Source organism: Nocardia sp. NPDC004582, from assembly GCF_053602115.1.
In genome coordinates this window covers 1-4,748 of the sequence record NZ_JBSGCY010000247.1, presented here as the reverse complement: position 1 = coordinate 4,748, position 4,748 = coordinate 1, and the positions used below count along the sequence as shown (strand labels likewise).

The following is a 4,748-nucleotide window of genomic DNA, read 5'->3' as shown; positions in this document are numbered from 1 at the left end:
TGCGCGCCGACGGCCTCGACGCCGTCATCGACCGGATGCGCGCGTCCAGCCCCGCCTGGCTGGCCGACGCCCTGACCCGCTCCTGGACCTCCCAGTGGCCCGAACTGCCGGCCGCGCTGGAAGAGGCCGCGGCCTACGCCTGGCCCGAACCCGAACTCCTGAGCCGGGTCGGCGCGCCGGTCGAGATCATCGCCGCCGTCGACGATCCGGTGCATCCGCTCACGGTGGCCGAGCAGTGGACCGCGCTGCTGCCGCACGCCACCCTGCACACGATCACCCTCGACCAATTGGGTTCGGACCCCGCGATTCTGGGTACCCGGGGCATCAATGCCCTCCTTCCCCGCCGCGTCACCACCCCCTGACCGAATCCCGGCCCGCCACAGCGCGACTCCGGCCCGCCCGACGACCATCGCCGGACCCGAGGCCCGGGTCCTCGCCGCGCGCACACCGATTCAGCCGACAGCGAACGGGGCGCCGCCATGATGGCGGCGCCCCGTTTCGTCGTGTGTCAGAACCGAATCCGAGCTGGTGATCGCGGTCCGGACAGCCCGGTCAGCGACCAGGCCGGTTCACTCAGTTCAGGCCCAGCTGCTGCATGGCCGAGCCCTCCGCGCCGCGCCGCGGCTCGGTCGGGGCCTGCTCGGGCTGGTAGGCCGGGCCGCCCTGCATGGCGTCCATCTGGGCCTGCATGGCCTGCTGCTGGGCCGCCAGCTGCTGCTGGTGGGCCGCGGCGAGCTGGTCGGCCAGCTCCTGGGGTAGGACCACCGGGAGGGGTTCGCGCACCGGTAGCGGTTCGTCGCCGCGGCGCACCACCGTCTCGCCCATGACTGCGCGGGCGGCGGCGACCAGCGGCGTGTTCTCGTCCGCCGCGCCGGTCGGGCCGGCCGCGACGAGCCGGACCATCCAGCGGTGGCCGTCCACGCCGATGAACCGCAGATCCGCGCCCTGGGTGATCGCGTGCAGCTCCCGTCCCCACGGACCCTGCACCACCGACACCTGCGCGCCGTCCTTGCGCAGCGTCTCGGCCAGATCGGCTGCCACCGAACGCCATTGGCCCGCCGACTTGGGCGCGGCGTAGGCCGCCACCGTGATGCGGCCGTGCTGGGTGGCCAGGTGCACCGCCTGCGGGGTGCCGTCGGGGGTCATCTCGACCTGCAGCTGCCCGCCCGGCGGCACCGGCACGATGACCGAGCCCAGGTCCAGGCGCTGTTCGGCGATGGCCTCGAGCCGGTCGGCGACGTCTTCGTAGTCGTACGGGCCGATCTCGGGACCGCGCGCGGGCGCCGGCTCGTCGTCGTATTCGTCTGCCGCGTCGGCGGTTTCGTCGTACTCGTCCTCGTACTCGTCGTACTCGGTGTACTCGTCGTCGTACTGCGGCGCGTCATCTCTGTCGCCGCCCTTGCGCTTCTTGCGTCCGAACACCATCGTCATGCCTCCTTGCCGGTCGCCTGACCCGCCCCACCGGACTGCGCGAGGCTGGCATGCCCACCGCTGGATCCGTATCCTCCCGCGCCGCGCGCGGTGTCGTCGAGCGCCTCCACCTCGACGAAGTCCACCAATTCGACCTTCTGCACCAGCAATTGTGCGATGCGGTCACCACGCCGGAGCTCGATCGGGGTACGCGGATCGTGATTGATCAGGCACACCTTGATCTCGCCGCGGTAGCCCGCGTCGACCGTGCCGGGGGTATTGACGACCGACAGGCCCGCCTTGGCCGCCAGACCCGAGCGCGGATGGATCAGCCCCACCGTGCCGATCGGGAGGGCCACCGCGATGCCGGTGCCGACCAGCACCCGCTCCCCCGGTTCGATGATGACGTCCTCGGTGGTGCACAGGTCCACGCCCGCGTCGCCCTCGTGAGCACGCGTCGGTACGGGGATGCCGGGATCGAGCCGCAGCAGGGGAATAGGTGGAATACCGGTCACGTGCGCCGAGCCTACGCGTTCGACCGCTCACCCATTGACCTAGTCTGAGGTCGTGTCCGACCAGCCCCCTCAGGTGAAACCTCAGCCGCAGACCAAGCCCCTCTACACCGAGCGCCTCTGGGTGCCGCTGTGGTGGTGGCCGGCCGCGCTCGTCGTGACCGGGCTGCTGGCAGCCGAAATCCACATGGGCGCACCGGGTGTGCGGGCCTGGCTGCCGTACGTGCTGCTGTTCCCGGTCGCGGCGTGGGTGCTGTTGTGGTTCTCGCGGCATCGCCTGGAAGTGGCCCCGGACGCGGACGGCGTCCCGGAGCTGCGCACCGGCCGCGCGCATCTGCCCGCGACCTTCGTCAAGCGGGCGGCGCCGGTTCCGGCGAGTGCGAAGAGTGCGGCGTTGGGCCGACAACTCGACCCCGCCGCCTTCGTCCAGCATCGGGCCTGGATCGGGCCCATGGTGTTGCTCGTCCTCGATGATCCCGAGGATCCGACGCCGTACTGGCTGGTCAGCACGCGTCATCCGGAACGCGTGATCGCAGCGCTCGGCCTGGAGAACGCGGCCGAATCGGCCTGATCTCCTTGGATCACATTTCCTGAAAGTTCTGCGCGATCCGGCCCGGACCGCGCTCGGCGAACCGAGCGCGGGCTGGCCGGACACGCTCTGAGGGACCGAGCCTTAGGCGGCGCAGTCCATGCAGATCAGCTGACCGCCGGCCTCGCTGGCCAGGCGGCTGCGGTGGTGCACCAGGAAGCAGCTCGAACACGTGAATTCGTCCGCCTGCTTCGGGATGACCCGGACCGAGAGCACTTCCTCGGAAAGGTCCGCGCCGGGGAGCTCGAACGACTCCGCGGTATCGGATTCGTCGATATCCACGACGGCGGACGCGGCTTCGTTGCGGCGAGCCTTCAGCTCCTCCAGCGAGTCCTCCGAAACGTCGTCGGATTCATTGCGCCGCGGTGCGTCATAGTCGGTTGCCATGTCGTCTTCCCCTCGTCCTCACTCCGTATATCCCGGACCGGTACGCGTCCGACCGGATCCTCGCGGACCCGGATCGGGCCGTCATACCGCCCCGCCCGTGGTGTACGTCACGCGTACACCGGTCACAGATCCGGGCCGGATAGTTCCTCATCCGCACCGGATCGCGCTCGGTCAACGCAGGACATGCCCTTGTTGTTCCCGAAATCGAACCCCAGTTTCACCTGGGTTGTACGATCTGGGCCGCCAGACAATAGCGGACCCCGGGACCAAAGTCGCAATCAAAACCCGCGCGAGTTGAAACTGAGGGGTAATCGTCACCGGCGAGGGAACTCGCCGAGATCTTCCGCACCGCCTCGAGACCTTCCCTCCACCTCCGCCGGCCTCCCGCGCCACACCGGTGCCCGACTTGCCGCGGCCGTTCACGCGACAATCCCGACGTTTTCGTAGAGTGTGGGCGTGGTTTCACTGATCACCCAAGGTAAAGCGACCGATCCGACCGGGCGGACGTTCATTCGCCGACGCTGGGAGCCCTGGGCCGCCATGGTCGGCGTCATCGCCCTGATCTGCGTCGTCGTCTGGTTCAAGGCGTTGACGACGAGCGAGGGTGACCAGGGCGCGATGGCCTGCAACTCCCCCAGCCCCGCCTCCAGCACGGCCGCGGCCAAACCCGCGCAGCTCGGCGAACGGGTCGGCAACTCGCGGCTGCGTGATGTGCAGCCCGCGGCGCTGGCCGCCTCCAAGGTGCGGGTGTTCAACGCCAACGGACAGCGCGGCCAGGCCGCGCATGTGGCCTCCCAGCTGGGCGATCTCGGTTTCGCCAGCGCCCCGGACGTGCAGATCGGCAATGACCCGGTCTATGTGAACGGCGATCTGGAGTGCACCGGGCAGATCCGCTTCGGCGTGAAGGGCCGGCCCGCCGCGGCCGCGGTCCAGCTGGTCGTGCCGTGCGCCGAGCTGATCGAGGATCAGCGCCAGGACGAGACCGTGGACATGGTGCTGGGCTCGCTGTTCCGCGATATCCGGCCCAGTACCGATGCCGAAGAGGTGCTGCGGTCGCTGAAGAACCCGACCCCGGGCACCGCGCCCGCGGTGGACCCGAAACTGCTCGAGGCCGCGCGCCACGCGAAGTGTTGAGAATCTCTTTCCCGACGACCCGGCTCTGATTCCCGGACCGGGTGGCGCCGACCCCACGCGAAACTCGTGCCGGCACAGTCGAATAGATGCCCCGGGACCGATGTCCCGGGACGAAACGATCGCCGCGACCTCCTCGGTCGCGGCGATCTGTTGTCCAGCCCGCTGTCAGGGAATCGGGATAGGGGTGGTGACATCGAACCGTTCGAACAGACCGAACAGTTCGTCAGCGATGCCGGGCGCCGCCGCCGACACCAAATCGCCTGCCGCACCCGGCGAGTCGAGCTCCGGCGGCAGGATCAGCCGCGCGCCCGCCTCGGTGGCGATCAGCGCGCCCGCGGCCCAGTCCCACAGATTCAGGCCGTGCTCGAAGTACGCGTCGGTGCGGCCCTCGGCCACCGCGCACAGGTCCAGCGCGGCCGAACCGAAGCGGCGGATGTCACGAATGTGCGGCAGCACCTTGCCGATCAGCTCACCCTGGCGGGTGCGGCGCTCGGTCGCGTAGGCGAAGCCGGTGGCGACCAGCGCCATGGACGCCGCGTCGACCCGGTTGGCGCGCAACGCGACCGGCTCGCCCCCGGGGGCGGTGCCGTCGGGGCTGGACTCGGCCCGGTGCGCGCCCAGGCCCAGCCCGGCGCTGTAGGTGACCGCGTGCGCGAGCCGAATCCAGCGCAGCGCCACCAAGATCAGGCACAGGGCGGCGTACAGGGTGAGGATGT

General features: G+C 70.0%; 7 protein-coding genes. 3 read left to right on the top strand and 4 right to left on the bottom strand.

Translation table 11 applies throughout. From position 1 onward, the window contains the following. Positions 1-362 (top strand): alpha/beta fold hydrolase (locus ACWELJ_RS33295; RefSeq protein WP_452370041.1); only part of this gene is annotated, 362 nt, incomplete at its 5' end. A gap of 211 nt (positions 363-573) precedes the next feature. On the opposite strand, the gene ACWELJ_RS33290 is transcribed toward ACWELJ_RS33295, so the two are convergent. Further along, on the bottom strand, positions 574-1,422 hold the full coding sequence (locus ACWELJ_RS33290) for a DUF3710 domain-containing protein (RefSeq protein WP_452370042.1): 849 nt from the start codon (positions 1,420-1,422) through the stop codon (positions 574-576). Positions 1,423-1,427: 5 nt separating this feature from the next. Then, on the bottom strand, positions 1,428-1,925 hold the full coding sequence (gene dut / locus ACWELJ_RS33285; RefSeq protein ID WP_452370040.1) for a dUTP diphosphatase: 498 nt from the start codon (positions 1,923-1,925) through the stop codon (positions 1,428-1,430). Positions 1,926-1,977: 52 nt separating this feature from the next. On the opposite strand from dut, the gene ACWELJ_RS33280 reads away from it, so the two are divergent. Beyond that, on the top strand, positions 1,978-2,493 hold the full coding sequence (locus ACWELJ_RS33280) for a DUF3093 domain-containing protein (protein ID WP_379097021.1): 516 nt from the start codon (positions 1,978-1,980) through the stop codon (positions 2,491-2,493). Positions 2,494-2,595: 102 nt separating this feature from the next. On the opposite strand, the gene ACWELJ_RS33275 is transcribed toward ACWELJ_RS33280, so the two are convergent. Beyond that, a complete protein-coding gene (locus ACWELJ_RS33275) occupies positions 2,596-2,898 on the bottom strand; it encodes a DUF4193 domain-containing protein (protein ID WP_040859007.1) in 303 nt (100 codons plus the stop codon). A gap of 456 nt (positions 2,899-3,354) precedes the next feature. On the opposite strand from ACWELJ_RS33275, the gene cei reads away from it, so the two are divergent. Further along, a complete protein-coding gene (gene cei, locus ACWELJ_RS33270) occupies positions 3,355-4,032 on the top strand; it encodes an envelope integrity protein Cei (protein WP_452370039.1) in 678 nt (225 codons plus the stop codon). Between the two features lie 165 nt (positions 4,033-4,197). On the opposite strand, the gene ACWELJ_RS33265 is transcribed toward cei, so the two are convergent. After that, on the bottom strand, positions 4,198-4,748 hold a 551-nt coding region (locus ACWELJ_RS33265), incomplete at its 5' end, for an inositol monophosphatase family protein (protein WP_452370038.1).

Coding starts and splice junctions, on each gene's coding strand:
- ACWELJ_RS33275 (WP_040859007.1), bottom strand. CDS start 2,898: ATGGCAACCGACTATGACGCACCGCGGCGCAATGAATCCGACGACGTT.